General features: G+C 71.8%; 3 protein-coding genes. All 3 read left to right on the top strand.

From position 1 onward, the window contains the following. Positions 1-621: 2-C-methyl-D-erythritol 4-phosphate cytidylyltransferase (gene ispD / locus ABZ281_RS45170; RefSeq protein ID WP_356664167.1), on the top strand; the 621-nt coding region annotated here is incomplete at its 5' end. Further along, entirely contained in the window at positions 611-1105 is a 495-nt protein-coding gene (ispF, locus tag ABZ281_RS45165; RefSeq protein ID WP_356664165.1) for a 2-C-methyl-D-erythritol 2,4-cyclodiphosphate synthase, read from the top strand. The genes ispD and ispF, both read left to right, overlap by 11 nt. A gap of 99 nt (positions 1106-1204) precedes the next feature. Next, positions 1205-2602, top strand: a complete 1398-nt coding sequence (gene cysS, locus ABZ281_RS45160) for a cysteine--tRNA ligase (protein WP_356664164.1) — start codon at positions 1205-1207, stop codon at positions 2600-2602. The last annotated feature ends 150 nt before the right edge of the window (positions 2603-2752 follow it).

Genomic DNA, 2752 nt, shown 5'->3' with positions numbered 1-2752 from the left:
ATCCACGCGGTCCGCGCGATGGCCGCCTCCCGCGCCGTCTCCCTGGTCGTCGTCGTGGCCCCGCCCGACGGCGCCGCCGAGGTCAGGTCGCTGCTCGACGCGCACGCCCTGCCCGAGCGGACGGACTTCCTCGTCGTCCCGGGCGGGCAGAGCCGCCAGGAGTCGGTGAAGCTCGGCCTGGACGCGCTGCCGCCCGGCCTTGACATCGTGCTGGTCCACGACGCGGCCCGGCCGCTGGTCCCCGTGGACACGGTCGACGCCGTGATCGAGGCCGTACGGGACGGCGCACCGGCCGTGGTCCCGGCGCTGCCGCTGGCCGACACCGTCAAGCAGGTCGAGCCCGCCGGCACGCCCGGCGAGCCGGAGCCGGTCGTCGCCACGCCGGAGCGCTCGCTGCTGCGGGCGGTGCAGACCCCGCAGGGATTCGACCGGGCCACGCTGGTGCGGGCGCACGAGACGGTGACCGGCGAGGTCACCGACGACGCCGGCATGGTCGAACAGCTCGGCCTCACGGTCGTGGCCGTCCCCGGCCACGAGGAGGCCTTCAAGGTCACCCGCCCCCTGGACATGGTCCTCGCGGAGGCGGTCCTGGCCCGAAGGAGGCTCAACGATGGCTTCTGACCAGCCTGTTGTGCCCCAGGTCGGCATCGGCACCGACATCCACGCCTTCGAGGAGGGCCGCGAGCTGTGGTGCGCCGGCCTGAAGTGGGAGGGCGAGGGCCCCGGCCTGGCCGGACACTCCGACGCGGACGTGGTCGCCCACGCCGCCTGCAACGCCCTCTTCTCCGCCGCGGGTCTCGGCGACCTCGGGCAGCACTTCGGCACGGGCCGTCCCGAGTGGTCGGGGGCCTCCGGAGTCACCCTGCTGGCCGAGGCCGCGCGCATCGTGCGCGAGGCGGGCTTCCGGATCGGCAACATCGCCGTACAGGTGGTGGGCCCCCGCCCGAAGATCGGCAAGCGCCGGGACGAGGCCCAGAAACTGCTGTCGGAGGCGGCCGGAGCCCCGGTGTCGGTGTCGGGCGCGACGACGGACGGCCTCGGCTTCCCCGGCCGGGAGGAAGGGCTGATGGCGGTGGCCACGGCGCTGGTCGTGCGCACCGGCTGAAGGCAAGGTTTCGGGGCGTTCCCGTTGCCAATGTCACGAATGTGTGCGCCCCGAGGGGAAGGTCCTGAGGCACACCCCGGGGCCCACTACCCTGGAGTGGTGACTATTCGCCTGTACGACACCAGCGCCCGGCAGATCCGTGACTTCTCCCCGCTCCAGCCGGGTTGCGTCTCGATCTACCTGTGCGGTGCCACCGTGCAGGCCGCCCCGCACATCGGGCACATCCGCTCCGGCCTGAACTTCGACATCATGCGCCGCTGGTTCGAGTACCGCGGCTACGACGTCACGTTCGTGCGGAACGTGACGGACATCGACGACAAGATCATCGCCAAGTCGGCCGACCAGAACCGCCCGTGGTGGGCCATCGGCTACGAGAACGAGCGCGCCTTCAACGACGGCTACACCGTGCTCGGTTGCCTGCCGCCCACCTACGAGCCGCGAGCCACCGGCCACATCACCGAGATGGTCGCTATGATGCGCGGCCTCATCGAGCGCGGGCACGCCTACGAGGCCGACGGAAGCGTCTACTTCGACGTCCGCTCCTGGCCCTCCTACCTGGAGCTGTCCCGGCAGGACCTCGACGAGATGCGGCAGCCCGCCGAGGAAGGCATCACCGGCAAGCGCGACCCGCGTGACTTCGCCATGTGGAAGGCGGCGAAGCCGGGGGAGCCGAGCTGGGAGACGCCGTTCGGGCGCGGTCGCCCGGGCTGGCACCTGGAGTGCTCGGCGATGGCCCACAAGTACCTCGGGACCGCCTTCGACATCCACGGCGGCGGCCTCGACCTGGTCTTCCCGCACCACGAGAACGAGATCGCGCAGGCCAAGGCCTACGGCGACGACTTCGCCGGCTACTGGGTGCACAACGCCTGGGTCACCATGAGCGGCGAGAAGATGTCCAAGTCGCTCGGCAACTCGGTCCTGGTCAGCGAGATGGTCAAGCGCTGGCGTCCCATCGTGCTGCGCTACTACCTGGGTACCCCGCACTACCGGTCGATGATCGAGTACAGCGAGGAGGCGCTGCGCGAGGCGGAGTCGGCGTTCGCGCGGATCGAGGGCTTCGTGCAGCGCGTGGTGGAGAAGGCCGGCGCCGTCGAGCCCGCCGCCGAGGTGCCGCTCGCCTTCGCCGAGGCCATGGACGACGACCTGGGCGTGCCGCAGGCGCTCGCCGTGGTGCACACCACCGTCCGGCAGGGCAACAGCGCGCTGGCCGCCGACGACAAGGAAGCCGCCGTGGCCCGGCTCGCCGAGGTCCGCGCGATGCTCGGCGTGCTCGGCCTCGACCCGCTGGACCCCCAGTGGGCCGGGGAGGGCGACCGCGGCGACGACCTGCACGGCGTGGTCGACACGCTGGTCCGCATGGTTCTCGACCAGCGCGAGGCCGCCCGGGCCCGCAAGGACTGGCCCACCGCGGACGCCATCCGCGACCAGCTCGGCCAGTCCGGCCTGGTCATCGAGGACGGCCCGCAGGGGCCGCGCTGGAGCCTCGGCCCGCGCTGAGACGAGCCCCACGGGCTGATCGACTGTGCCCCCCGGGGCTCCGGGGGGCACACTGCATAGACGGAACCGACAAACGCAGCCGTACGGACGCAGTCGGACCTAACCAACACCTCAAGGAGAACAGTAGCAAAATGGCCGCGAACAACCGCC

This window comes from Streptomyces sp. NPDC006265 (assembly GCF_040613555.1).
Taxonomy (GTDB): Bacteria; Actinomycetota; Actinomycetes; order Streptomycetales; family Streptomycetaceae; genus Streptomyces.
Note: the sequence above shows the minus strand (reverse complement) of the source record. Positions and strands in the feature narration are given on the sequence as shown.

What these genes read in the sequence shown, in the direction of transcription:
- ispF (WP_356664165.1), top strand. Translation starts at nt 611, where the DNA reads ATGGCTTCTGACCAGCCTGTTGTGCCCCAGGTCGGCATCGGCACCGAC.